This is a genomic window from Rheinheimera lutimaris (assembly GCF_013283795.1).
Lineage (GTDB): Bacteria > Pseudomonadota > Gammaproteobacteria > Enterobacterales > Alteromonadaceae > Alishewanella > Alishewanella lutimaris.
The window spans coordinates 309918-336601 of record NZ_JABSOD010000002.1 but is presented as its reverse complement, the minus strand read 5'-3'; the positions used below and the strand labels follow the sequence as shown (position 1 = coordinate 336601).

Below are 26684 nucleotides of genomic sequence, written 5' to 3'. Positions count from 1 at the left end.
ACAATGAAATACCAGCTTAGCCACTGCACCGAGTACCGTTATACCCATATGGTAGCTAACAGCTACAACCTGGCCTGGCTAACACCGCGCAACCTGCCGTATCAGCAGGTAGAGCAGTTTGACCTTAGCGTTAGCCCTGCACCGTCTGAACTGCAACAGCACATCGACAGTTTTGGCAATATCCAACATTTTATTCATCTGCAACCACCACACCAACAACTTAGTGTAACAGCCCGCAGTGTAGTGCAGGTGCAGGCACGGCATAATGTATTGAAAATACGCGACGGCGCAGATATCAGCGAACTGACACACTACCTGGCGACCGATAGCAGCAGCGCAGCATTAGCGGCCAGGCTGTGTCTTAATGCCAGCCGGATGATCCCACTGCAGCCTGAAGCTAAAGCTCTGATCTTACCGCTGCTGCAAGCGGAGAAAAATGTACTGCAACTGGCGCAAGCGCTTAATCAGCTGATTTTTAAAGAATTTCAGTATGACCCTGAATTCAGCACTGTCATTACGCCGATTAGCGAAGTATTACAGCATAAAAGAGGCGTATGTCAGGACTTTGCCCAACTTGCCATCAGTTGTCTGCGTTCGGTCGGCGTGCCGGCACGTTATATCAGCGGTTATCTGCAAACGCGGCCACCTGAAGGCCAACCGCGTTTAGTCGGCGCAGATGCATCGCATGCCTGGTTTGCGGTATTTGACCCATCACTCGGCTGGATTGATTTTGACCCTACCAATAACGTGCTGGCCGACGAGCAGCACCTGACCTTAGCATGGGGCCGTGATTATGCCGATGTGGTACCACTAAAAGGCGTACTGCAAGGTAGCGGCGAGCACCAATTGCGTGTCGCCGTTGATGTTATACCTTGTAACCGGACAAAATAGTCACCAGAGTTTCGCACTGGCGCATTAAACCACTGCTGGTTTGCTGCGTCACTTCAGACTGCTGCGCACTGTCTTCTGCTAACTGACTAATTTGACGGGTTTTTTGGTTAATGTTTTCAGCCACTGTACTTTGTTGCTCGGCCGCGCTGGCAATGCCGGCATTCTGGCTTTTAATTTGCTCTACGGCAGCTTGCACCGCGTGCAAAGCCTTACGCGCCGCTTCGGCAAACTTTACGTTATCCAGCACGGTTGATTTATAACGGTTGTTAATCTCAGCCACCGACAACACCCCGGTTTCCAACCCGGCAATCATATGCTTTATCTCACCGGTCGATGCCTGGGTGCGGCTGGCCAAAGAGCGCACTTCATCGGCTACCACGCTAAAGCCACGGCCCTGCTCACCGGCCCTGGCGGCTTCAATGGCGGCGTTCAGCGCCAGCAAATTGGTTTGCTCAGCAATACTGCTGATCACTTCCAGTACTTTGGCGATATCAACGCTGGCTTTAGTTAGCGAGCCGATAGCATGCTCCGACTGATCCACCGCCTGCATTTGCTGTTGTGAATTCGTTACAGTGTTTTCAACCACCTGCATAACCTGCTGTGCCAGCGTAGCGACTTCCTGCGCCGCAGTTTCCGCGTTTAAAGCGCCCTGGGCTACCGCATGCGCCGTTGAGGTCATTTCTTCAATGGCGTGAGCAATCTCTGTTGTTTCCCGCGTTTGCCGGGTAATTTTTTGCAGCACCTGCTTAGCAGCCTGATCCATAGTGTCCGCCGATTGTTTCAAGCCTTTTGACACTTGTTGTACATCTACTATGGTTTGCCGCACACGGCTTAACAGGGCATCGAAACCGGCAGCCATAATGCCGATCTCATCTTTACGGGCAAAATTCAGCCGGGCGGTTAAATCGCCCTCGCCTTCAACAATATTCGCTAAAGAGGCATTAACCTTGTTCAACGGTTGGATCACCACTTTTTTCGTCAGAAAAAACACTAACGCAATCAGCAAAATGCCAAATAACACCACCAACGCAATAATGGGCCCCAGAGTTTGCCACACCAGGCTGCTTCTTTCCGGGTCAGAATATACCAGATGCACTTTGTAACCCCAGGGCGCAAACTCCAGTGTCTGTTGTTGCCAGCCCTCGTTTTTCCCGGCCAAAATTTGCTGCACTGTCTCAGCGGGAATGTTGTCAGAATTAACCCGCACTTTACCGCTGCGATCTTCTATGGCAACAAAACCTTGCGACAATATACGGCTTTGCATCACCAGACGGTTTAACGCATCTAAATCAGCACGATAGCCTACGTAGCTGATACCTATAACTTTGTTGCTGCTATCTTTTATAGGTTCATACCCGGTGACAAAGGGGTTACCTAAAATATCTACCACACCATAAAACGCCTCACCACGCCGGATAGCAGCAATAGCCAGACCCGTTGGCGCTAACACCGTGCCGATAGCCCTTTTGTCGTTGGTAATCACATTGGTAGAAATTCGCACAAAATCTTCATTATCGCGGCTGAACAGGGTTGCGGTTCCGCCCATAATTTCGGTTAGTGAGTCTACTAAGTCAAACCGGTTGGCCTGACCGGTATTATTCAACAGTAAATCGTTTACTTTGCGCCCGGCCACATCTACCGGCGGCCCTACGCTGACGTCACCGCTTTCGCTGATACGTTGATTCAGCAGGCGCATGCTGCTTTTTACCTGTGATAACATCAGATTGTCGGTCAGCGTGAGCAACGCCATGATTTCACGCCCCAACTGCGTGCGTTCTTGCTCCAGTTGCAGGGTGATTTTATCTGTCTCACGGCCGGAAATCAGCGCTATAACCACAATAGCGATGACAACAACCAGGCCGGTAAGCCAGACAATAAAGGTTTTTTGTAAGGTCATGACGTATCTCACTCAAAGTAATGATAGTTGTTGTCTGCTATTGTTAAGGCCAACAATCGGCCGGCCTTGTGTATATCAGGGTTCAATTAATACCGGATACTTCAGGTATTGCCGGTCGTAAAATGGCATTTGACGGTAAAACCAATTATAACGCTCACGCGGGTTTGTGCGCAGCGCCTCATCTTCAGCCAGCGCTTGCTCAAACTGCTGTTGCAGCTCGGGCTGCTGTGTCAGCATTTGTGCAATTAACGGCTCTATGGCATAGGGCTCGAAGTATTCGGTGCGCTCAAACATGCCGGGGAAAAAGCCCCAGCTGAAGAATGAATCCGGTGCTGTTGGCTCCAGCAACGCCACGGCTAAACGCCCCAACGGCTGATCAGTACTGACCTTCACCCAACCGGCAGTCAAATTACGGTTAACGGTGGCGCGGCTAAACACCGCCTCTGTCAGCATAAAGCGGCTTTCAAACGGCTTTTCGGCAAACTTATAGGCGGTTAGGCTAAGCTGCTGCGCACTGACTGTTTGCGGCTTTTCCAACACGCTGAGCTCAATGCCGTGTATTTTAAGCCGCTGTATTACGCTGTGTTGCTCCGGCGGCAGCCAGTAGGCTTGCGGTATGGCAACCTCTTTATCAACCACCTTATCCCAATACACCGGCAACTGCGGATACAGCTGCGGCTTGCCGGTCCAGGCAACATAAGTGTCGCCACTGATGGCCGATTGGCGCAGCTCGTAACTCATGCCTTTAAAATCGATACTATCGGCCTGCTCAGCGGCTTTAAAGCTAAGCGGCATGCGTTTGGGCCTGGCTTGTAAATCGGCCTGGCGGGCTAAAATCAGTGCTTTGCCCTGCTCATTTAACAGCGTTAAGCTTTGCTCCAGCAGCACATAGGTACCCAACACGCGCTGGCGGTAGGGTTTTAAACTGTGGTTTTCTACCAGCACTGTAGGTAAATGGCGCACATCACCATAGCCATTGGAAAAACGCGGGCTGGCAGTCCAGCCGCTGATGCCTTTGCTGAAGTCTTTACTGTCGATGCCAAACACCAGAGGTCCGGCAATATGGCCGGCTTTTGTTAACGCTGCGTTGACCGCCGGGCGATATAACTTTGCCAGCCAGCTGGCGCCATTGGCACTGACAGCAGCAAACGGCTCATTAAAACCATAGGTAATGTCGTACTGATAATCTTCGCCGTCGGTAACATGGACATCGATATACAGATCCGGCTGGTAGCGGTTAATCAGCGTCAGCAGTGCCTGCATTTCCGGCGCGTCAGCTTTGGCGTAATCGCGGTTTAAATTCAGATTTTGCGCGGTAGCACGCCAGCCCTGGTGCAGCGGCCCGCGCTGGTTCATCCGGTTATGCTGCGAACGGCGTTCATGGCCGTCGGGCGACAGCACCGGAATAAACAGTAAATCGGCATTGGCCAGTAAATGCGCTTTATCACCCTGTGCAATATCGCGCAGCAACATTAAGCCGGCATCTTTACCGTCAATTTCACCGCTGTGAATACCGGCCTGCACCAACAGTAACGGACGTTGTGGGTTTTGCGCAATTTTATGCAGTGCCCTGCTGGCTTTCACGACATACAACGGCCGGCCCTGCGCACTGACACCAAATTGCTCCAGCATTAGCAAATCGGAGCTATCCACCAGTGCGCTAAGGTATTTCAACGTGGCGGCATAATCGGGGCTGTCGGTAAGCCCTGTCAGTTCAGCCGGCGTTACCCAGGGCAGCCCCTTGCTTTTAATCAGCGCCTCACTGCTGCCCTGCCACGCCGGTAACGGCGGCAACCAGTCGGCTGCAGCCTGCGACACCGCCGGTAGCAAAATAGCAGCGCTTAGCAATAATGGCGAAAGCTTACTCATAATGATCCCTGAGTTGTTTTAATATTAAATACACTGCAATACAGCACCGGCAAAAACAGCAGAGTAAGTACCGTAGCAAAACCCAAACCAAACATAATCACCACCGCTAAGCTGGCAAAGAACTCATCGCCAAGTAGCGGGATCATGCCCAATATCGTGGTGATCGCTGCCATCGACACCGGCCGTACGCGGCTAACCGCACTGTCGAACACTGCATTAAAGGCGGCCTTGCCCTCTTCCAGCTCTAACTTGATTTGCTCTACCAGCACAATACAGTTTTTAATCAACATGCCGGACAAACTTAAAAAACCGAGCAAAGCAATAAAACCAAACGGCGCGCCCAGTAGCAGTAAACCAAAACTCACGCCGATAATAGCCAGCGGCACACAAGCCCAAATAACCAGAGCACTGCGCATCGAGTTAAACAGCAACACCGTGACGATAAACATCATTAAGTAGCCCAGCGGCAATGAGCTGAACAGCGCCTTCTGCGCTTTTTGCTGCGCTTCATATTCACCGCCCCAACTGAGGAAATAGCCGGTTGGCAATGCTATAGCTTCAATATCAGTTTTTACCCGGGCCAGCAGTGCTGAGGCGGTATCATCCGATAAATTATCGTGATCTGCCATCACTGTAATGGTTCTTTTGCGGTCACGACGCTGAATTTGTGCATCTTCCCATACCAGGTCAAAGCCGGTAACTACCTGAGTTATCGGCACATAGCGCTGCAGCTTGTTGCTGTAGACCTGCAAATCGTACAAGGCATTGGGGTTGTCACGTTCAGCCAGCGGTGAGCGTGCCACTATCGGTAACAAGTGGGTACCGTCACGATAAATGCCTACGGTACGGCCAGACATCGCCGTTAACAGCACATCGTCGATATCCTGCTTGCTGATGCCGGCGCGGCGAGCCATGGCCTCATTAAACAGCGGCCGGATCACTTTAGTGCGCTCGCGCCAGTTATCACGCACACTGACCGCCCGGCCATCGGCTAATAAGATGGTTTTCGCTTGCTCTGCCAGGCTGCGTAACACATCCGGGTCAGCGCCGCTAAAACGCGCTTCAATTTTTGCCGGTGTTGAGGGCCCTACTTCCAAACGTAGCAACTTATACTGCAAACGCGGTAACTGCGCCGTTATATACTCGCGGGTTTGCTGCATCAATGCCGGTAATTGCTCGCGCTGCTCTGCCCGCACTATAAGCTGGCTGTAGGCCGCAAAGCTTTTTTCCGGTTGATAGGTCAACATAAAGCGCTCGGCCCCGCGCCCGCTGGTGGCGGTAACATGGCTGATACCTTCCAGTGACGACAAATAATTCATCAGCGTTACAGCGTCCGCCGCGCTTTGGCGGATATCCGTGCCTTGCGGCTGCCATAAATCCACCAAAAAAATCGGCGTATTCGACGGCGGAAAAAATACCTGCTTTACCTTAGAAAATCCCAGCACCGCGGCGACTAACAGCAGCAGCGTAACGCTGTAGGTCAGCACACGATAACGTAAGGCTGCATTTAACATGATACGGTAGACATTAAACACCACGCCCTGATACAGCGCTTGCGGCTCAGTGTCTTGCTGTAACTGGTCTTTAAATAACATGCTGGCAAAAAACGGCGTTAACGTAATGGCGGTAACCCAACTGAGCAGCAGAGACACCAACAGCACCCAAAACAGACTACCGGCAAACTCGCCTGTGGCATCGCTTGACAGACCAATCGGCGCAAAGGCAGCAATGGCAATAACAGTAGCGCCCAGCAACGGCCACTGCGTTTGCTTAACAATTAACGCCGCAGCATCGGCCAGCTTAAGCCGGCGCTGCATACCGATTAAAATACCCTCGGTAATTACAATGGCGTTATCGACCAGCATACCCAGCGCAATGATTAACGCGCCCAGCGAGACGCGCTGTAATTCAATTTGCATTTGCTGCATAAAGATAAAGGTACCCAGTACCGTAAGCAGCAAAATAAGGCCGATTAAAATACCGCTGCGCAGCCCCATAAACAGCAACAACACCACAATAACAATGGCAACGGCTTCGGCCAGGTTAATAATAAAACCACTGACCGAATTAGCCACTTCATCCGGCTGGTTATAAATAGTGTGCAGCTCTATACCTACCGGTTTGTTGTACTCAAGCTCAGTAAGGCGCTGCTGCACCAGCTCGCCGGCTTCAACCACGTTTACACCGCCGGTAAAGGACACGCCCAGTGTTAAAGCATTTTCGCCATTAAAGCGCAGCAATTGAGTGGGCTCCTCAGCGTTTTCCCGATACACCCGTGCCACATCGCCAAGATAAATTAGTTCTTTCGAGTCCGGACTGGAGATTATCAGGCTCTCCAGCTCTGACACCGATTGAAATTCGCCGGTAGGATAAATACGCAGCCGGTCCGGGCCAACTTTAATCGAGCCGGCATTGGCGACCATATTCTGGCTTTGCAACAGCGAGGCAATGGTTTGCGGCGCAATACCCAGCGCAGTTAAACGCGGCCTGGAAATTTCAACAATCACCTGCTCCTGTTGCACCCCGCCTACCGCTACCTTGCCCACGCCGTTAACCAGCACTAATTCGCGGCGTAAAAAATCGACATAGTCGCGCAGTTCATCATCGCTGTAACCTGCACCGGTCAACGCATATAAAATGCCGTAAACATCGCCGAAATCGTCTTTTACCTGCGGGGTTTGTACACCGGGCGGCAACTGCGGCTGCAAATCGTTAACCTTGTGGCGCAGCTCATCCCATATTTGTTTTAGCTCTTTGGCGCGGTAGGTGTCTTTCATCTCTACCATCAGCTGCGATAACCCGGCGCCGGACACCGAGGTCACATGATTAACATAGGGCAATTGCTGAATGGCATTTTCCAGCGGATACGTCACCTCTTCCTCAACCTGAGTGGGTGACGCGCCCGGATACTGGGTAATGATCAATGCCTGCTTGAGCGTAAACTGCGGATCTTCCAGCCGGCCAAGGCCGAAGTACGACACTATACCGCCAAACAATAAGATAGCGGCAAACAACCATGAAGAGGTACGGTACTGAATAAAATAGCGGGCCACATTCATGCTTACAGCCCCCGCTCACGCACCCAGGGCCTGACCTGTTGCCCTTCCTGTAACTGCTGCACACCGGCGCTGACCACTTGCTCACCGGCAGTTAAGCCGGCGGTTACTGCGGCTCCGGCACTGGTTAAACTGCTAACCGTTACCGCGCGTTTGCTTACCACACCGCTATCGGCGTTATACACCCAAACATAGCTTTGCTGAGCCGCCAGCGCAGTATCATTTGGCATAAAAATAGCCGTGGCCGGAATAAACAGTGCGTCAACATAGGCGGCATTAATTTTACTGACTTCGGCAATCACATTGGCAGTCATGCCGGACAACACGTTAAATTCTTCCGGTGTCGGCATAGTAAACACCACTTTAAAGCTGTTGGTGGCCGGATCGGCGCGGGTATCCCATTCGCGAATGCGCGCGCGGTAACGTTGCAGCGGGTGCGAGTCGAACACCACCTCCGGCTGATAATCAAAGTCTTTGCGAACGTTGGAAATAACATCTTCCGGCACCTGGATCACCACATCGACCTGATCGCGTACCTGCAGCTCCATAATGGCTTGCTGCGCAGCAACGTTTTCGTGGTTCTCAACCAGTAAACGCGAAATATTACCGGCAAACGGCGCTTCTAACCGGGTATAACTCAGTGCCGTTTCAGCGGTGGATAAATCGGCCTGTGCTACCTGTAACTGTGCTTTAGACTCGTCAAATACGGCTTGCGACACCAGCTTTTGCGCCACCAGCTGCTCAGCACGGGTAAATTGGGTTTGCGCCAGTTCAAACCGTGCGCGGGCCTGGTCCAGCTTTAACTTAAAATCGGTGTCATCCAGTCGGGCCAGCAAATCGCCTTTTTGCACCATTTGACCGGGTCTGGCAATCAGCTGCACCAATTTACCGCTAACCCTGAAGGTTAAATTGGCTCGCTCGGTGGGCTCAACCACCGCCGGAAACTGTCGCACAGCCGCTGCAGACTCTGCGCCGACCGTATGCAGTTTAACCGGTCGTATTAAGGTTTCAGCGGTTTGAGACTCCGGCCCGGAGCAACCTGACAACAGTAATAAGGAACACAACAACGACAGAGTTATCGGCGGGACACGCAACATAGTTATCATCCTGAAACGTTAAGAGAACATAAAGGCAGTTAAAGCTTAGCCAAAGCTGAGCATAATGCCTTATTTAACATTAAAATCAGCGTACTAACAGTAAGTATTTTTATCCTGCACCAAAAAATGCCGGCACCACCGCGACAACGCAAAACCACGGTGGCGTGCAGGCTGTGCCCGGCTTTAAATTTCCAGCAGTGCTTGCTTTAGCAGATGCACTTTGTCACGCAGCTGTGCCGCTTGCTCAAATTCGAGATCACGGGCGTGCTGCAGCATTTTTTGCTCTAACTGTTTAATTTCAGCCTCTACCTGATATGGGGTTTTACCTTTAATCAAACGTACTTTTTCCGCCACCATCGGCAAGGCCGGGGCTGCATCCTGGCCCAGGTCCATAACATCGGCGATTTTCTTTTTAATCGCCGTGGGTGAAATACCGTGCTCGGTATTAAACTGCTGCTGCTTGGCACGGCGCCTGTCGGTTTCATCCATCGCCCGTTGCATAGAGCCGGTAATGCGGTCGGCATACAGTATTGCCCTACCGGTTAAATTACGGGCAGCACGACCAATGGTTTGAATTAATGAGCGCTCGGAGCGCAAAAAGCCCTCTTTATCCGCGTCCAGAATCGCCACCAGTGACACTTCCGGAATATCCAAACCTTCACGCAGCAGGTTAATGCCCACCAGCACATCAAATACGCCCAAACGTAAATCGCGGATAATTTCCATCCGCTCTACGGTATCGATATCCGAGTGCAAATAGCGCACTTTAACGCCGTGCTCGTTCAGGTAGTCGGTTAAATCTTCTGCCATACGTTTGGTTAAGGTGGTTACCAATACCCGCTCTTTGCGCTCTGCACGAATAAAAGCTTCTGATAATAAATCATCTACCTGGGTTGCCACCGGCCGTATTTCTATCTCCGGGTCAACCAGCCCGGTTGGGCGCACCACCTGCTCTATTACTTCACCGGCCGATTGCTCCAGCTCATACGCCGCCGGCGTAGCAGAAACATAGATGCGCTGCGGTGCTATGGCTTCAAATTCATCAAATTTCAGCGGCCGGTTATCCAGCGCCGAGGGTAGCCGGAAACCGTAATTCACCAAATTTTCTTTACGCGAGCGGTCACCTTTATACATGGCACCGATTTGCGACACGGTAACGTGCGATTCATCAATAAACATCAGGCCGTCGGCCGGGAAATAGTCCAGCAAGGTTGGCGGGGGCTCACCGTTGGCACGGCCGGATAAATAGCGCGAGTAGTTTTCAATGCCGGAGCAATACCCCAGCTCTACCATCATTTCAATATCAAACAAGGTGCGCTGACTTAAGCGCTGCTCTTCTACCAGTTTATTGTTCGCCAGCAGCTCGTCGCGCCGGTGTTGCAATTCAACTTTAACGTTGTCCACTGCCGCAAGAATTTTTTCCCGTGGCGTAACATAGTGCGTTTTCGGGTATACAGTGTAGCGCGTTACCACTTTTTCCACCGAGCCGGTAAGCGGGTCAAATATACTGATGCGTTCAATCTCTTCGTCAAACAGCTCTACCCGCACGGCGATGTCGTCGGATTCCGCCGGGAAAATATCAATTACATCACCGCGAACCCGATAAGTGGCACGTTGAAACTCGATATCATTACGGCTGTATTGCAGCTCGGCCAGCCGGCGCAAAATAAAACGTTGGTCGACAATATCGCCCACTTTTAAATGCAGCAGCATTTTCATATAGGACTCGGGATCGCCCAGGCCGTAAATCGCCGAGACCGAAGCAATAATCACCACATCGCGCCGCTCCATCAGGGCCTTGGTGGCCGACAGCCGCATTTGTTCGATATGTTCGTTAATAGAGGCATCTTTTTCTATAAAGGTATCGGTAGAGGGCACATAAGCTTCGGGCTGGTAATAATCATAATAAGAAACAAAGTATTCCACCGAGTTGTGCGGAAAAAACTCCTTCATCTCACCGTACAGCTGCGCCGCCAGTGTTTTGTTGTGCGCCATAATCAGCGTTGGCCGGTCTACTTTTGCTATCACATTGGCCATGGTAAAGGTTTTGCCCGAGCCGGTAACACCCAGCAGGGTTTGATGCGCCAGGCCGGCTTCCAGCCCTTCAACTAACTTAGCAATGGCTTGCGGTTGGTCACCGGCCGGCTGATAGTGTGATACCAGTTCGAATGCTCTTGTCATACTGCTGCCTCCTGCTGTGAACGCTGTACCGCACGGTTAAACCAACCCCACGCGATAGCAGCGGTAAAAATATTGCCCAGCACACAACCGATAAATAAGCCGGTAACGCCGAAAAGCTCGCCGCCCAACCAAGCCAGCGGCACATAAAACACAAATAAGCGCACTATGCTTAGCAATAAGGCACTGCCGGGCTGATGCAGCGCATTAAAGGATGAATTGGTTAAAATAATAATGCCCTGTAATCCATAAGACAGCGGTACTATCCAGATAAACCAACAAATAATCCGTATCACTTCGGGTTCATTGCTGAACAGACCCGCCAATGGCTGCGCCAATACAGCCAACAGCAGATACACGGCAAATTGCCACAGCATGACAAAACGGCCGCACAAGCGGTAGGCCTGCTGTACGCGGTGCAATAAACCGGCACCGTAATTTTGACTGACAAAAGGCGGTAAGGTCATCGACAGTGCCAATACCACCAGGCAGGCAATGCTTTCTAACCTGGCGCCGACACCAAAGGCAGCCACAGCCTCAGCACCGTAGCTGGCCATAATGGCGGTAAGCACTGCCATGGCCAGCGGAGTTAACATATTTGCGCCGGCAGCGGGCAAGCCAATACGCAGGATTTTCCGGCATACCGTCAACAGCGCTTGCCATGGGATCCAACCGGTGCTGATAAGGTCACGCTTCACCAGTAAAAACAAGATCAATGCTGAGCCAAACAACCACGATATAACGGTTGCCACCGCCGCGCCCTGCATACCAAATGCCGGCACAGGCCCGACACCGAAAATCAGTATCGGATCCAGCACCGCATTAACCAACCCGGAACAGGCCATAATAATCGACGGCGTTTTGGTATCACCGGCAGCACGCAGCACCGCGTTGCCCACCATCGGCAGCACCAGCAATACCGCGCCGGCAAACCAGATATCCATATACTGGCGAATATACAGTAACACCTCGCCGGCGGCGCCCATGGCACTGAACAGCGGCACGGTAAAGTAATAACCGGCCAATGCCAGCACAGCAACCATAACAGCAGATAAGCCCAGGGCTACCTGGCCGTCGGTGCGGGCTTCGGTTAAACGGCCGGCACCGAGGGCTTTGGCAATCACTGCTGAGGTGCCGATACTAAGGCCGATTGATAAACTGATCAGCGCAAACGACACCGGAAAGGTAAAACTGATGGCGGCTAATTGCGCCGTACCCAGCATACTGATGAAAAAGGTATCCACCAGGTTAAAGGTCATTAAGGTGATCATGCCTACCAACATCGGCAATGTCATGGCGACGAGGGTGGATTGAATATCGTCTTTTGTCAGTGAATAAGCAGCTTTGGTTGAAGTAGTCATAAATACAGGCTTAATAAAGCATGGCGCTATTGTAGAGAAAAGCGCCGACGCGGGCCACGCTATTTTAGTGCAATTGCGCATTATTGCGATTAATACGGCCCATGCTGCGGTATTTACTGCTAAAACAGTTCACAATTACGCCGTGCTTAATTTATGCCAGTTTGAAACAAAACAATATTTAATTTTGCCGACAACAAAATAACTATCTCATTGTTTTATATAGAAAAATATTTTCATCGCAAGTTGCTTGACCTAGTGCCAGGTCAACAGAATCAAGCCTTCCCCCAGGTAACACGCATTAAACTCACAGAGTTATCCACAGTTTCTGTGGGTAACTCTGTGTAATGCCCGCACACTATGGTTTTGCGCGGTTCGGATAAACAGCCGCACCAGGCGCTGCTTTTTTCAGCATAAACTGCTGGTCTAAAGCGCGCTTTGCTTAAACAATATGCAAGTGATTCAACAAGGCGAAAATCCCTGCTGCAAAGTGTTGACAGAGGGTATAGCTGGCATTAGTATTGCGCCCCGTTGAATGCTGTTCCCTAGTAGCTCAGTTGGTTAGAGCGGCGGACTGTTAATCCGTAGGTCACTGGTTCGAGTCCAGTCTGGGGAGCCAACAGCATTAAACAATGTTATATCTGTAGTACAATTCCCTAGTAGCTCAGTTGGTTAGAGCGGCGGACTGTTAATCCGTAGGTCACTGGTTCGAGTCCAGTCTGGGGAGCCAACAGCATTAAACAATGTTATATCTGTAGTACAATTCCCTAGTAGCTCAGTTGGTTAGAGCGGCGGACTGTTAATCCGTAGGTCACTGGTTCGAATCCAGTCTGGGGAGCCAACAGCATTAAACAATGTTATATCTGTAGTACATTTCCCGAGTAGCTCAGTTGGTTAGAGCGGCGGACTGTTAATCCGTAGGTCACTGGTTCGAATCCAGTCTGGGGAGCCAACAGCATTAAACAATGTTATATCTGTAGTACATTTCCCGAGTAGCTCAGTTGGTTAGAGCGGCGGACTGTTACTCCGTAGGTCACTGGTTCGAGTCCAGTCTGGGGAGCCATCCTGCATTACACAGCATCATTTTACCCACTTCCCTAGTAGCTCAGTTGGTTAGAGCGGCGGACTGTTAATCCGTAGGTCACTGGTTCGAGTCCAGTCTGGGGAGCCATCCTGCATTACACAGCATCATTTTACACAATTCCCTAGTAGCTCAGTTGGTTAGAGCGGCGGACTGTTAATCCGTAGGTCACTGGTTCGAGTCCAGTCTGGGGAGCCATCCTGCATTACACAGCATCATTTTACACAATTCCCTAGTAGCTCAGTTGGTTAGAGCGGCGGACTGTTAATCCGTAGGTCACTGGGTCGAGTCCAGTCTGGGGAGCCAGCCTGCATTACACAGCATCATTTTACACAATTCCCTCGTAGCTCAGTTGGTGAGAGCGGCGGACTGTTAAGCCGTAGGTCACTGGTTCGAGTCCAGTCTGGGGAGCCATCCATAGCACGCGTTTTTATTGTTACCCATCGCTAATATATATATTTCTCAGTATTTTTTTGATTTAATTAGCTTTCTATTGCGCGAGCCTAAAACTATAGTAAGCGTTAGGACAAGGAAACTGGTTATATCTGGTGGTCACTGCTTATGAGAATATTCCGAACTTTGCTTATCAGTCAATTGCTGTCTGCCCTTATACTTGCCATGGTGGCGTTGGTAATAATGGTTATTTACACTCAGCAACAACTGATTAGTAGTCAACAAAATGCCCACAAGGCAATCGAACAAATAATCAGTCATCATATTACCGGCGATGGCAAAATTTTAAGCCGGCAGCTTGATCGCAGCTTTGCATTAAAAAGCCTGCGGATCAGTCAACTGGATAACACCATATTGCATGAGCAAAACCTCAGCGGTAATAAAGCCCCGTTGGCGACAACCTTACTGCAATGGTTTGGCACTGAGTTTAAGCCGTATATCATCCGCAACCAGGAGCAGAACATTCAGGTGAGTTATCAGCTGGATTTTACTGAGCGCCTGCAGCAATTTCAGTTGATGCTGCTGGTATTATTTTTATTGCCGTTTATTATTGGCTGGCTGCCGGTATTACTAAGCAAAAGCAGTATTAGCCGCAGTTACCGGCGCACTACCGCCGCAGTAAACGACTTAATTGACCGCTTTATTACCGATCCGCAAAAAGCTGAGCCGGACTGGCAAAAAATACCGCCGGAGTTTTCCGACATTAATACTGCGCTGCAAAAACTGGCCAATTATACCCGCAGTCAGTACAACGAGATGGCATCTAATGCCCATCAGATTGCCGAAGAAGCCTACAAAGATCCGGTTACTGACTTGCCAAACCGTAATCGCTTTGTACAGCACTATGAAGAAAATATCCGCCAGAACGAACAAAATGACTTCGGTGTCTTTGCTATTACCCGCTGTACCGAGTTGCAAACCTTGAACCAAACCCGCGGCTATCAGGAAGGCGACAGTTATATACGAGAGATTGCCGACATACTGAAAAAACTGGCCGGTACCTATAAAGATTACCGGATTTACCGCTTAAACAGTTCAGACTTCGGTCTGTTGCTGCCGCGCGTTACGCCAAAAGAAGCTGAGAACTTTGCCCTGCAACTGCAAAGCCGCTTTAACGAATACCAAAAAACCTCAGAGCTCGACTCCGTTGCCTACACCGGCCTGGTAACTTACGAGTCCGGCAAAGCCCTGGGTGAATTGCTGGCCGTAGCAGATACCTCTATCAGCCTGGCGCAAACTAAACAGCCAAATGCCTGGCATTTGCAAAAAGAATCGGCCGGGCTGGAAATGGCCAGCGGCAGCTACGGTAATCAGAACTGGCGTAATGTGATAGACGATGTGTTAACTAACCATCGTATCAGCCTGTTAGTGCAGCTTATTCAGCCGTCTAACCGCTCTGCCAAAGCCTATTCTGAAATTCTGGTACGGTTTAAAACCCAGGAAGGCCAGATATTGCCTACCGCATCTTTTTTAGCCATGGCCGAAAAACTCGACCGCATCGTTGCTGTGGACAGGTTGATTATCGAAACTGCGCTAACCACAATAAAAAACAAAAACTTACAGGACCAGTATTTTGGCCTTAACCTGTCAGCCCGTTGTGTACATGACGATCAGTTTATTATCTGGCTGGAGCGACGGCTGTTAAAAGATGCGCATATCGCAGCCAAATTAATTTTTGAAGTCACCGAGTTTGGCCTGCAGCAAAATTTGAAAACCAGTAAACGCTTTATTGATATGGTACATCGTGCCGGCGCACGCATTACGGTGGAAAAATTCGGTGTCGGTATTACGTCCTTTAAGTTCTTCCGCGATTTAAAGCCGGATTTTGTCAAAATGGACGGCAGCTATACGCGGCATATTAATGAAGATAAAAATAACCAATACTTTATGCGCTTAATGATTGACCTGGCGCACCGCATTGGCGTTGGTGTATTTGCTGAAAGCGTGGAAACCCAGGAAGAAAAGCATATGCTGGAATCGTTGTTTATTGACGGTAATCAGGGCTACTACGTCGGCAAACCGGCGCCCATTTAAGCGAGGCTGCCATCTTAACGATAGTTAACCGCCGGTATTTCAGCCGGCGGCGGCTATAGCCCCACACTTTATCCGGTTGTGTCCTATCCGGCTTAATTGCATAATATAGCCCTTCTTTTTCCCTGAGCGATACGATGACTGAATTTCTGCTGTTGTTAATCAGTACCGTACTGGTGAATAACTTTGTGCTGGTAAAGTTTCTTGGCCTGTGTCCCTTTATGGGAGTGTCGGGTAAATTGGAAACGGCGATCGGCATGTCACTGGCGACCACTTTCGTTCTGACGCTGGCTTCGCTGTGCAGTTATCTGGTCGATCATTACCTGCTGGCCCCGCTGGATTTACTTTATCTGCGCACCCTGGCGTTTATTCTGGTCATCGCTGTGGTGGTGCAATTCACCGAAATGGTGGTACATAAAACCAGCCCGACGCTATACCGTTTACTGGGTATTTTTCTGCCGTTGATCACCACCAACTGCGCTGTATTGGGTGTGGCTTTGCTTAACGTTAACGCCCGGCATAACTTTGTCAGCTCTGTGGTGTATGGTTTTGGGGCTGCAGCGGGGTTTTCGCTGGTACTGATTTTGTTTGCTGCCATGCGCGAACGTTTAGCCGCGGCTGATGTACCGCTGCCGTTTAAAGGCGCCGCTATCGCGATGATCACCGCCGGGTTAATGTCGCTGGCTTTTATGGGCTTTACCGGACTGGTAAAAGCCTGATGACCTTACTCACTGCCTTAATTGCTATTGGCGTGCTGGCACTGATTTTCGGTGCGGTACTGGGTTTTGCTGCTGTCCGCTTCAAAGTAGAAAGCGACCCGTTAGTAGAACAAATTGACGATATACTGCCGCAAACGCAATGCGGCCAATGCGGCTACCCCGGCTGCAGGCCTTATGCCGAAGCCATTGCCAACGGTGACGACATTAATAAATGCCCACCCGGTGGTGAAAGTACTATCCGTAAGCTGGCCGATTTAATGGGTGTTGAAGCAACGCCACTGAACGAAGCGCAGACTGAAAGCGTAAAACGGGTAGCTTATATCCGCGAGGATGAATGTATCGGTTGCACCAAGTGCATTCAGGCTTGTCCGGTTGATGCTATTGTCGGCGCGTCGAAATTAATGCACACCGTACTGATAGATGAGTGTACCGGTTGCGACTTGTGTGTTGAACCTTGTCCGGTAGATTGTATTGATATGGTGCCGCTGGCCACCACACCAGAGCGCTGGAAGTGGGACCTGGCGGCCATACCTGTAAAGATGGTGGAGTAGTAACATGCCGGGTGTATTTCAACAGATCCAGTCCGGCAAGGTCTGGGATTTTCACGGCGGCATTCATCCGCCTGCGCGTAAAAGCCAAACCAACCAAAAGCCCATTGCGGTGCTGCCGTTGCCGGACCGGCTTTATATACCGCTGCGTCAGCATATTGGGGTGGCAGGACAACTTATCGTCCGCGTTGGTGACAGGGTATTAAAAGGCCAGGCGCTTACCAATGCCGATAATTCCATGGCGGTGCCTGTGCACGCCCCCACGTCCGGCACCGTGCTGAGCATTGAACCGCATACCAGCCCGCACCCTTCTGCCCTGCCCGAGCTCACGCTGGTGTTGGCGCCGGATGGCCTGGACGAATGGCGTCAGCGCGAGCCGTTAAATTTTGCTAACTGCGATAAAATGGCGCTGCTAAACCGGATCCAGGACAGTGGTATTGCAGGCATGGGCGGTGCAGGTTTTCCCACCCATTTAAAAACCGGTGTTGTGCAACCGGTAGACTACCTGATCATTAATGCCGTGGAGTGTGAGCCTTATATCACCGCGGACGATCTGTTGATGCAGGAAGCAGCGACAACCATTGTTAAAGGTATTGATATTCTGTGTCATCTGCTTAACCCCAAAGCCGTATTAATCGGTATTGAAGATGACAAACCCATAGCAAAAGCGGCTATGCAGGCGGCCTGCAGCCAGCGCGAGCATTACTATGTGCGTGCCGTACCCACCAAGTACCCGTCGGGTGGCGAAAAACAGCTTATTCAGTTGCTGACCAATAAAGAAGTACCCAATGGCCGCCGGCCGGTTGATATTGGCATTGTGATGCAAAACGTTGGTACCGCCTTTGCCATCGCCCAGGCAGTATTAGACGATCACCCGCTGATTTCCCGTATTGTTACCGTAGCCGGCGACACCCTGACCCAACCGCAAAATGTACTGGCGTTGCTGGGTACCCCCGTATCGGCAGTGCTTGATGCCTGTGGTTTTGCGCCGCAGCGGCAACAAAGAGTAATTATGGGCGGGCCGATGATGGGCTTTACCCTGCCCGACTTAAGTGTGCCTATCGTTAAAACAACCAACTGTATTTTGGCGCCCACGGCAGAAGAGCTGCCCGCAGCCACAGAAGAAATGGACTGTATCCGTTGCAGTGCCTGCGCCGATGCCTGTCCGGCCAGTTTATTGCCGCAGCAGCTGTTGTGGTACAGCAAAGCCAAAGACAGCGATAAACTGAAACAATATAACCTGGCCGACTGCATTGAATGTGGCGCTTGTGCCTATGTCTGCCCCAGTGAAATTCCGCTGGTGCAGTATTACCGTGTTGCCAAAGCTGATATACGCGAGCAGCAGCGTGAAACCCTGAAAGCCGAACAGGCCAAAGCGCGGTTTGAAGCGCGTAACGCCAGGCTGGAGCAGGAAAAACAACAGCGACTGGAGCGTAACCAGCAATTGGCTGCCGCCAGGCAGCAGCAACAGCAACAAAGCGGTGGCAATACTGCCGTAGCAGAAGCGCTGGCGCGGATCAAAGCGAAGCAGGCTCAGGCAGAAACTCCGGCGGCAGATGCCGGCGAAGCAAACAAAGCGCAAATTTTGGCCGAACGCGAGCTGAAAAAACAGCAAGCGCGCGAATATCAGCAACAAAAAGCACAGGCAGAAGCAAAGCCGGGCAATACTGATAATCAGCAGGATAACGTACCGGCTGCGGCAGGCGACAGTAAAGCTGCCGCTGTTGCTGCAGCATTGGCGCGTGCCAAAGCCAAAAAAGCACAGCAACACACGGCAGCGGCGCCGCAACCGGCCGGTACAACGCCAGACAGCGACAGCAGTGCAACGACAGAAACAACGGTGACGCCGGATGCTGATCCACGCAAAGCCGCCATTGCCGCCGCGATAGCGCGGGCCAAAGCGAAGCAGCAACTTACAGAAAACGCCACAGCTGACAGTTCAGGCAACAGTACTGACAGCGAACAGCCGGCACCTGCCACAGCCGCGGCAGAGCCGGTAACCGACACCAGCGCCGATCCACGTAAAGCTGCCATAGCCGCAGCAATTGCGCGGGCCAAAGCACGCAAACAAGCGGATAGCGAGAACTCATGAGTTTTAAAATTGCCAGTTCACCGCACCAGCATAATCAGCGCAGCACCGCGCAAATTATGTTTATGGTGGCCCTTGCCTGTTTACCCGGCATCGCAGTACAAGCGGTACTGTTTGGCTATGGCGTGCTGGTACAACTGGCTCTGGCCATCGTCACTGCCTGGTGCAGCGAAGCGCTGGTGCTGAAGCTGCGTGGTAAAGCCGTCTTAGTGCGGTTAAAAGATCACAGCGCCTTATTAACCGCAGTATTACTGGCAATTGCTATACCGCCTTATGCGCCCTGGTGGATAATCGTTATCGGCACCGCCTTTGCCATTATTATGGTAAAGCAGCTGTACGGCGGCTTAGGCAATAATCTGTTTAATCCGGCTATGGCAGGCTACGTATTGTTATTGGTGTCCTTTCCGCTGCAAATGACACAGTGGCTACCGCCGTTATCATTACAAAGTATCGAGCTGGCACCATGGGATGCCGTATGTGCCGTGTTCAGCCAATACAGTTGCAGTGGCTTTAGCTTAACTCAGTTGCAAACCAGTATTGACGGCGTAACTATGGCCACACCACTGGATACCTTACGTACTGACTTAAGCCGTGGGTTAACCTTAGATGAAAGCCGGCAAAATCCGGTATTTTATGGCTTTGCCGGTGCCGGCTGGTTATGGCTTAATTTGGCCTATCTGGCCGGCGGTTTGCTGTTAATTCAGCAGAAAATTATCAGTTGGCGTATTCCGGTGGCCGTGCTTAGCAGCTTATTCGTGTTATCCGCTATTGCCGCTCTGGCGACACCCGACACTATCGCCGGCCCACTGTTTCATTTGTTCAGCGGCGGCACTATGTTGGCAGCGTTTTTTATTGCCACCGATCCGGTATCGGCCTCTACCACCAATACAGGCCGGTTATGCTACGGTGCCCTGATTGGCCTGCTGGTGTTTTTAATCCGCAATTTCGGCGGTTACCCCGACGCTTATGCTTTTGCCATATTGCTGGCCAATATGGCAGTACCCTTGATTGATTATTACACCCGGCCGCGCACTTATGGCCACCGTACACGGAGTGAACTTAAATGATCCGTGCTATCAGTAAAAACGCCCTGGCACTGGGCGCAGCCGCCGCAGTCTGTGTTGCCATACTCAGTGTAGTGAACCAGCAAACCGCACCGCGGATCAGTGAGCAGCGGCTGGCTGCCAAGCTGGCAATTTTATCTGAAGTGTTACCCGGCGTTGAGGCCGGCCAAACCTTGTTACAGGATTGCCTGCAGGTAACGGATGAAACGCTGCTGGGTAAAAACACGGCGCAGACGTTGTATCGTTGGCGTCAGGATGGCGAGCTCAGCGCCTATATTATTGAAACCACAGCACCGGATGGCTACAGCGGTAATATAGATTTAATTGTTGCCTTGACCCCTGATGGTACCGTCTTAGGCAGCCGTGTGCTGAACCATAAGGAAACACCCGGCCTGGGCGATAAAATTGAGGCCAGACGCTCAGCATGGATTTTCAGCTTTAGCGGTAAGACCGTAACTGCTGATAATGCCAATGAGTGGGCGGTGCGCAAAGATGGCGGCAACTTTGACCAGTTTACCGGTGCCACTATTACACCGCGCGCAGTCATTAACGCCGTGCGTAATGCCGTGCTGTATGTGCAGCAGCATCCAGAGCTGGCCACCCTGCCGGCTAACTGTACGGATTAATAAGGTACAACACGCTGATGAGCCAATTTAAAGACTTAACCTTACAAGGCCTGTGGAAAAACAACCCGGGGCTGGTGCAATTACTTGGCCTGTGTCCGCTGCTGGCGGTAACCGCTACGGTAACCAATGCGCTGGGGCTGGGTGCGGCTACGCTACTGGTGTTGCTGGGTTCTAATGTCGCGGTATCCTTAGTGCGCAACCATGTCGCCAACGAAATACGCATCCCGGTGTTTGTGTTAATTATTGCCAGCCTGGTTACCGCAGTAGAATTGCTGATGAACGCCTACACCTATGACTTGTATCTGTCACTGGGTATTTTTATTCCGTTAATTGTTACCAACTGCGCCATTATCGGCCGCGCCGAAGCCTTTGCTTCAAAAAATGCTGTACTGCCCTCTGCCATTGACGGCATTATGATGGGGCTGGGTTTTATGCTGGTGCTGCTGGTGCTGGGCGCCATGCGGGAAATACTTGGCCAGGGCACCTTATTTGACGGTGCCGATTTATTACTCGGTGACTGGGCCAAAGCACTACGCATTGAACTGTTCAGTGTCGACAGCCACTTTTTACTCGCCATGCTGCCACCGGGTGCGTTTCTTGGTATGGGGCTGTTAATCGCGCTGAAAAATGTTATAGATAATAAACTTAAACAAAAACAAGCTATTGAAAAAGGCAGTATCGCCCGCGCCCGCGTTACCGGTGCGGCACAGTAACTATAATGAATAAACAAAAACGCATTGAAATCCTCAGCCGGCTGCGGGAAGCCAACCCTACCCCAACTACCGAGCTGGAATACAGCTCGCCGTTTGAGCTGTTAATTGCTGTACTGCTATCCGCTCAAGCCACCGATGTTGGTGTAAACAAGGCCACTAAGCACTTTTTCCCGGTTGCCCGCACGCCGCAGCAAATGCTGGATTTAGGCGTTGACGGCGTAAAGCACTATATTAAAACCATTGGCCTGTTTAATACCAAAGCCGAAAACGTAATTAAAACCTGCCGCATTCTGGTTGAACAACACGGCGGTGAAGTGCCTGAAAATCGCGAAGCCTTAGAAGCCCTGCCGGGCGTGGGCCGCAAAACCGCCAATGTGGTACTTAATACAGCCTTTGGCTGGCCCACCATAGCGGTCGATACCCATATCTTCCGCGTATCCAACCGTACTAAACTGGCACCTGGTAAAAACGTCGACGAGGTCGAACATAAATTACTTAAAGTAGTGCCAATGGAGTTTAAACTCGACGTGCACCACTGGCTAATCCTGCACGGCCGTTACACCTGCGTAGCGCGCAAGCCTAAATGTGGTTCTTGTATTATTGAAGACCTTTGCGAGTTCAAAGAGAAGACTGAATAGTGGCATTGCCGGTAACTTACGATACTCTATATATGCAGCCTTTAAAGCAGGTCAATAGTTGTCACATATTGACCTGAGAATACGTTTAATCTCTGCACAAATATTTATACTATTTTTATCACCACCTTGCCTTTGGCCCGGCCTTGCGCCAGATAGGCCAGTGCATCTTTTGCTTGTTCAAATGCAAACACTTGGTCGATCACTGGTTTAATTTGCTCAGTTTCGAGCAGTTTGCCGATTTCAGTAAGTTGAGCACCATCAGGACGCATAAACAGAAATGCATAGCTGACCTGACGTTTTTTCGCTTGCGCTATGATTTTACGGCTCATCAAACCAAAGACAAATTTCAACACAAAGTTCAACCGCTTGCTTTGCGCAAAGGCTTTATCCAGCGGGCCGACAAGAGAAACAATTTTGCTTCCGGATTTGAGAATGCCGATTGATTTCTCAATCGCATCGCCCTTGATAGTGCCAAGCACCATATCGTAATCCTGCAGCACTTTGTCGAATTCTTGTTGGGTATAGTCAATCACCTGGTCGGCGCCGAGGCTTTTTACTAATGCAACGTTTTTGCTGCTGGTGGTAGTAGCTACTTTCGCGCCAAAGTACTTTGCCAGCTGAATGGCAAAAGTGCCGATACCACCTGAGCCGGCCGGAATAAATACCTTCTGCCCGGGTTTAACTCCGGCCCGCTCTTTTAAGGCTTGCCATGAGGTAAGGCCGACCATAGGAATAGATGCAGCTTGCACAAAATCCAGATTTGCAGGTTTCAGTGCTGCCGCACTTTCAGCTACCACAGCATATTCGGCCACAGCACCAGTGCCGGTATCAAAAATGCTGGCAAATACCGCATCACCCACTTTGAAACGGGTAACCTGACTGCCTACTGCAGTTACCACACCAGCCAGATCGCTGCCTATAGTGGCGGGCAACTGAAAATGCAATACCGGTTTAAACATACCGGTCAGGATCATATTATCAATAGGGTTCAGGGCTGCAGCATGCACCTGTACCAGAATTTCGTTGGCTTTTAATGCCGCAGGGCGGGCAGTCGTGGCCAGTCCGACATCGGGCGACTTGCCATAACGCTTAAAGGTAAAAGCTTGCATGCTTTGATTCGTCATTTATTTATACTCCACAGCTATAGATTAAGCGGGTATGGGTTGAGCTGGCCATTGCTGATTTCGCCCTGTTATTTAGCTTTGTTACTTAGTAAAAACGCTACAGCTAAAAAAGCTTCAAGCACTACAGCGACCAGAATTTGAGCTGTGGCTGAGCCAGATTGCCATTCTAAAATTCCGAGTGTCGCCAATATTAAACAGGTCAGGCTCACCCCTTTAGCCAAAGCAAAGCGCGCTTTGGATGCTTCGGCATTTCTGGCTAGCAGCAGCATCAGAGCTATGCCGGCGTAAAAAGCGGCAGCACGACGACTGACTAAAACAGCGCCATCTGAATACTGCACTCCCCATTGCGTTAACATTAGCTCAGGCGCGGATATCCATACCGCACCTAAACCAAATAACAGCACTGAGCTGAGTATTGCTAAGTGCCGGAATGTCATACACCGTCTTCAACGGTATCAAGTTGCAGATTTTTACGCAGGCCTTTATCCAGTACTGAGGTTGGCGCAAACCGGCGTAGAAACCTGAGCTGACCTGCAGCTTTGCCAGCGGTATAGCGCCTTTTTGGCGTAGTTGCCTGAGCTGCTGTAACGACAACCTCTGCCACTACATCCGGGCTATCTCCGCCTTCCATCGCCTGCGCCACCACTTTAGCCAGCTTGGCGCGGATCTGGTCATACTCTGGTAGTTTGGCATCAGGCTCGACGTTATTGGCCTCAAACTGAGTTTTGGTAAAGGCAGGTTCGATCACTGAAACCCGGATACCACGAGTGCGTAATTCATGATCCAGCGCTTCTGAATAGCCTTCAACCGCATGCTTGCTGGCGGCATAAAGTGCCACGTAGGGCATAGGCACCAGACCGATGATCGAGCCCAGATTAATAATACGGCCGCAGCCCTGGCGACGCATATGAGGCACAACGGCACGGGTCATACGGACTATGCCGAAGAAATTGGTGTCAAAAATACTCTTGGCCTGTTCAAGTGAGCTTTCTTCAGCGCCTGCCGGTGCCACGCCAAAACCGGCGTTATTTACCAACAAATCGATGCGACCTTCCCGTCGTATCAATTCAGCAACCGCTGCTTTAACAGAAGCATCATCTGTGACATCAAGCGCCAGCATAGGGAAAAGCCCTTCGCCTGCTTTGCCACCCCGTCTGCTGGTGCCATACACAGTGTAACCAGCGGCCAGTAACTTTTTGGCCGAGGCTTCACCTATGCCAGAGGATGCGCCAGTAACCAGTGCTACAGCTTTAGTTTTCATAAGGTCTATTCCTTTAATACGTGATTGCTTAAGCAGTTTTGTAGCGCTCAGCGGCTTCTGCTTGTTTAATATCTGACAGCAGCGCCTGGCGTGTTGCATCCAGGTTATCCCAACGTTCAGCCTTGTGTAGTGGCGGTATGGTTACCCCTTCACGACGGTCAAAGCCAACCAGTGCTGCATCAACCAGTTCATCGACATGCATCATTTGGGAGAAATCACTGATGTCGATACCGGCACGTTGCCAAATCTCGGTATAAGTTCCGGCGGGCAGTACAGCCTGAACGTAAACGCCTTTTGCTGATAATTCCATACTCATACCCTGAGACAAGAACAGCACAAAGGCTTTGGTTGCACCATACACCGACATACCGAACTCAGGCGCCAGGCCCACCACTGAACTAATGTTGACGATCGAACCTTTCCCGGCTTGCACCAATCGGGGCGCTACAGCTGCCGCCAGCCGTGTTAAGGCTGTGGTATTCAGTGCAATCAGTTGATCGATGCTGCTTGAGGTTTGCTGAATAAAACCGCCAGACTGCGCTATACCAGCGTTGTTAATCAGAGTATCGATGCGGGGATCGTCTTGTAGCCGTTTTTCTACCTTGGCAAGGTCACCGGCTTTTGTCAGATCGGCCGGCAATACATCCACATGAATGCGGTAGTTTTGTTGTAAACGTGCTGCAAGTGCCTCCAGCTTGGCCTGGTCACGGGCAACCAGCACAAGATCATGGCCACGGCGGGCGAAGCGGTCTGCGTAGACAGCGCCAATACCAGTAGAAGCGCCAGTGATAAGAACGGAAGATGTTGTCATGTTATGTTACTCACAAATAGTTAGTTAAAGGCCAGCTTCGGCCAGTGTTGGGTAGTCTGTGTATCCTTTGGCACCCCCGCCATACAGCGTTGTGGCGTCCAGAGGATTTAAAGCGGCGCCGGTTTTTAATCGCTCGATCAAATCAGGGTTGGCGATAAATGGCCGGCCAAAGGCGAATAAGTCGGCCTTAGCTTCAGCTAGCTGAGCTGCAGCCAGCCCGACGTTGTAACCGTTATTGCCGATATAAGTTTGTTTGAAGCGTTGGCGTAGTGAATCGTAGTTAAAAGGTACGATATCGCGTGGACCACCTGTTGCCCCTTCGACAACATGCAGATACACCACACCCAGAGCACTGAGTTGGTCAGCAACATAATCGTATTGTGGCTGCGGGTTAGTGCATGAAATTGCATTGGCCGGTGAGACAGGAGAAATACGCACGCCGGTGCGTTGTGCTCCAATGGCTTTAATCACGGCCCGAGTCACTTCCAGCAACAGGCGGGCACGGTTTTCAACTGAGCCACCGTAAGCGTCAGTGCGCTGGTTAGCACCGTCTTTGAGGAATTGCTCCAACAGGTAGCCATTGGCGGCATGGATCTCAACACCATCAAAACCTGCGGTGATGGCATTGACAGCTGCCTGACGGAAATCTTCAATAATGCCAGGCAGTTCTGCCAGTTCCAGCGCTCGCGGCACTGAGACATCATGAAAACCGTTATTCACAAAGGTTTTTGTCTCTGCGCGGATCGCTGAAGGAGCCACAGGCGCTGCACCACCAGGCTGTAAATCAACATGAGAGATACGGCCAACGTGCCACAGTTGCACAAATATTTTTCCACCTTCGGCATGCACCGCGTCTGTTACTTTACGCCATGCATCGATCTGAGCCCGGGTGTAGATCCCCGGAGTATCCTGGTAGCCCTGAGCTTGTGCCGAAATTTGCGTTGCTTCAGTAATCAACAAGCCAGCTGATGCACGCTGTGCATAGTAGGTGGCGGCAAGCTCACCTGGTACTAAGCCTGATCCGGCACGATTACGTGTCAGTGGCGCCATCACGATGCGATTGGCCAGTTCGAGCGAACCAAGCATGTAGGGTTGAAATAAACGAGCGTTAGTCATGGTCTGGGTTTTCCATTTGGGTGCTGGTAATGGCCGTTATGATGATACTCATAATCTAAAATGT

Annotated in this window: 20 protein-coding genes and 9 tRNA genes; 18 read left to right on the top strand and 11 right to left on the bottom strand. The window is 51.0% G+C overall.

The window, feature by feature from the left end; genetic code table 11:
- The first annotated feature begins 3 nt into the window (after positions 1 to 3).
- On the top strand, positions 4 to 891 hold the full coding sequence (locus HRH59_RS03185; RefSeq protein WP_173499809.1) for a transglutaminase family protein: 888 nt from the start codon (positions 4 to 6) through the stop codon (positions 889 to 891).
- On the opposite strand, the gene HRH59_RS03180 is transcribed toward HRH59_RS03185, so the two are convergent.
- The 6 genes from HRH59_RS03180 to HRH59_RS03155 form a co-directional block, all read right to left on the bottom strand.
- Positions 866 to 2788 carry a methyl-accepting chemotaxis protein gene (locus tag HRH59_RS03180; RefSeq protein WP_173499808.1) on the bottom strand — a complete coding sequence of 641 codons (1923 nt, stop codon included), beginning with the start codon at positions 2786 to 2788 and terminating at the stop codon, positions 866 to 868. The two genes, HRH59_RS03185 and HRH59_RS03180, sit on opposite strands and share 26 nt — an antisense overlap.
- Positions 2789 to 2863: 75 nt before the next feature.
- Positions 2864 to 4657: a M14 family metallopeptidase gene (locus HRH59_RS03175; RefSeq protein ID WP_173499807.1), complete on the bottom strand. Its 1794-nt coding sequence runs from the start codon at positions 4655 to 4657 to the stop codon at positions 2864 to 2866.
- Positions 4654 to 7716, bottom strand: a complete 3063-nt coding sequence (locus HRH59_RS03170; protein WP_173499806.1) for an efflux RND transporter permease subunit — start codon at positions 7714 to 7716, stop codon at positions 4654 to 4656. Before HRH59_RS03170 ends, HRH59_RS03175 begins: the two co-directional genes overlap by 4 nt.
- A gap of 2 nt (positions 7717 to 7718) precedes the next feature.
- Positions 7719 to 8810, bottom strand: a complete 1092-nt coding sequence (locus HRH59_RS03165) for an efflux RND transporter periplasmic adaptor subunit (protein WP_173499805.1) — start codon at positions 8808 to 8810, stop codon at positions 7719 to 7721.
- Between the two features lie 183 nt (positions 8811 to 8993).
- Positions 8994 to 10991 carry an excinuclease ABC subunit UvrB gene (gene uvrB / locus HRH59_RS03160; protein ID WP_173499804.1) on the bottom strand — a complete coding sequence of 666 codons (1998 nt, stop codon included), beginning with the start codon at positions 10989 to 10991 and terminating at the stop codon, positions 8994 to 8996.
- A complete protein-coding gene (locus tag HRH59_RS03155; RefSeq protein ID WP_173499803.1) occupies positions 10988 to 12349 on the bottom strand; it encodes an MATE family efflux transporter in 1362 nt (453 codons plus the stop codon). The genes uvrB and HRH59_RS03155 overlap by 4 nt, the downstream gene beginning before the upstream one ends.
- A gap of 539 nt (positions 12350 to 12888) precedes the next feature.
- On the opposite strand from HRH59_RS03155, the gene HRH59_RS03150 reads away from it, so the two are divergent.
- The 17 genes from HRH59_RS03150 to nth all read left to right on the top strand — a co-directional run bounded on the left by HRH59_RS03150 (position 12889) and on the right by nth (position 22308).
- Positions 12889 to 12965 (top strand) — tRNA-Asn (locus HRH59_RS03150).
- Positions 12966 to 12999: 34 nt separating this feature from the next.
- Positions 13000 to 13076, top strand: a tRNA-Asn gene (locus HRH59_RS03145).
- A gap of 34 nt (positions 13077 to 13110) precedes the next feature.
- Positions 13111 to 13187: transfer RNA gene (locus tag HRH59_RS03140), tRNA-Asn, on the top strand.
- 34 nt (positions 13188 to 13221) lie between these two features.
- Positions 13222 to 13298: transfer RNA gene (locus HRH59_RS03135), tRNA-Asn, on the top strand.
- A 34-nt stretch (positions 13299 to 13332) separates the two neighbouring features.
- Positions 13333 to 13409 (top strand) — tRNA-Asn (locus HRH59_RS03130).
- Positions 13410 to 13440: 31 nt separating this feature from the next.
- Positions 13441 to 13517 (top strand) — tRNA-Asn (locus HRH59_RS03125).
- A gap of 31 nt (positions 13518 to 13548) precedes the next feature.
- A tRNA-Asn gene (locus HRH59_RS03120) sits at positions 13549 to 13625 on the top strand.
- Between the two features lie 31 nt (positions 13626 to 13656).
- A tRNA-Asn gene (locus HRH59_RS03115) sits at positions 13657 to 13733 on the top strand.
- A gap of 31 nt (positions 13734 to 13764) precedes the next feature.
- A tRNA-Asn gene (locus HRH59_RS03110) sits at positions 13765 to 13841 on the top strand.
- Positions 13842 to 13988: 147 nt separating this feature from the next.
- Positions 13989 to 15914: an EAL domain-containing protein gene (locus tag HRH59_RS03105; protein ID WP_173499802.1), complete on the top strand. Its 1926-nt coding sequence runs from the start codon at positions 13989 to 13991 to the stop codon at positions 15912 to 15914.
- Positions 15915 to 16048: 134 nt separating this feature from the next.
- Positions 16049 to 16630 carry an electron transport complex subunit RsxA gene (rsxA, locus tag HRH59_RS03100; protein WP_173499801.1) on the top strand — a complete coding sequence of 194 codons (582 nt, stop codon included), beginning with the start codon at positions 16049 to 16051 and terminating at the stop codon, positions 16628 to 16630.
- The gene (rsxB, locus tag HRH59_RS03095) at positions 16630 to 17181 is read left to right on the top strand and encodes an electron transport complex subunit RsxB (RefSeq protein WP_173499800.1); all 552 of its coding nucleotides are present in this window, start codon (positions 16630 to 16632) and stop codon (positions 17179 to 17181) included. Before rsxA ends, rsxB begins: the two co-directional genes overlap by 1 nt.
- A gap of 4 nt (positions 17182 to 17185) precedes the next feature.
- Positions 17186 to 19270 (top strand): electron transport complex subunit RsxC, encoded by a 2085-nt coding sequence (gene rsxC, locus HRH59_RS03090; RefSeq protein WP_173499799.1) that lies wholly within the window; start codon positions 17186 to 17188, stop codon positions 19268 to 19270.
- Positions 19267 to 20334, top strand: coding sequence for an electron transport complex subunit RsxD (gene rsxD, locus HRH59_RS03085; protein WP_173499798.1), 1068 nt, complete (start codon positions 19267 to 19269; stop codon positions 20332 to 20334). Before rsxC ends, rsxD begins: the two co-directional genes overlap by 4 nt.
- Complete coding sequence (rsxG, locus tag HRH59_RS03080; RefSeq protein WP_173499797.1) at positions 20331 to 20957, top strand: electron transport complex subunit RsxG; 627 nt, start codon at positions 20331 to 20333, stop codon at positions 20955 to 20957. The genes rsxD and rsxG overlap by 4 nt, the downstream gene beginning before the upstream one ends.
- A gap of 17 nt (positions 20958 to 20974) precedes the next feature.
- A complete protein-coding gene (locus HRH59_RS03075) occupies positions 20975 to 21670 on the top strand; it encodes an electron transport complex subunit E (protein ID WP_173499796.1) in 696 nt (231 codons plus the stop codon).
- Between the two features lie 5 nt (positions 21671 to 21675).
- The gene (gene nth, locus HRH59_RS03070) at positions 21676 to 22308 is read left to right on the top strand and encodes an endonuclease III (RefSeq protein ID WP_173499795.1); all 633 of its coding nucleotides are present in this window, start codon (positions 21676 to 21678) and stop codon (positions 22306 to 22308) included.
- 104 nt (positions 22309 to 22412) lie between these two features.
- Here nth and HRH59_RS03065 read toward each other — a convergent pair whose 3' ends face one another.
- The 5 genes from HRH59_RS03065 to HRH59_RS03045 all read right to left on the bottom strand — a co-directional run bounded on the left by HRH59_RS03065 (position 22413) and on the right by HRH59_RS03045 (position 26620).
- Positions 22413 to 23432: an NADP-dependent oxidoreductase gene (locus HRH59_RS03065; RefSeq protein ID WP_218573447.1), complete on the bottom strand. Its 1020-nt coding sequence runs from the start codon at positions 23430 to 23432 to the stop codon at positions 22413 to 22415.
- 68 nt (positions 23433 to 23500) lie between these two features.
- Positions 23501 to 23788 carry a hypothetical protein gene (locus HRH59_RS03060; RefSeq protein ID WP_218573446.1) on the bottom strand — a complete coding sequence of 96 codons (288 nt, stop codon included), beginning with the start codon at positions 23786 to 23788 and terminating at the stop codon, positions 23501 to 23503.
- A gap of 77 nt (positions 23789 to 23865) precedes the next feature.
- Positions 23866 to 24693: an oxidoreductase gene (locus HRH59_RS03055; RefSeq protein WP_173499793.1), complete on the bottom strand. Its 828-nt coding sequence runs from the start codon at positions 24691 to 24693 to the stop codon at positions 23866 to 23868.
- Between the two features lie 28 nt (positions 24694 to 24721).
- Positions 24722 to 25504: an SDR family NAD(P)-dependent oxidoreductase gene (locus tag HRH59_RS03050; RefSeq protein WP_173499792.1), complete on the bottom strand. Its 783-nt coding sequence runs from the start codon at positions 25502 to 25504 to the stop codon at positions 24722 to 24724.
- A 24-nt stretch (positions 25505 to 25528) separates the two neighbouring features.
- On the bottom strand, positions 25529 to 26620 hold the full coding sequence (locus HRH59_RS03045) for an alkene reductase (protein WP_173499791.1): 1092 nt from the start codon (positions 26618 to 26620) through the stop codon (positions 25529 to 25531).
- Positions 26621 to 26684: the final 64 nt, after the last annotated feature.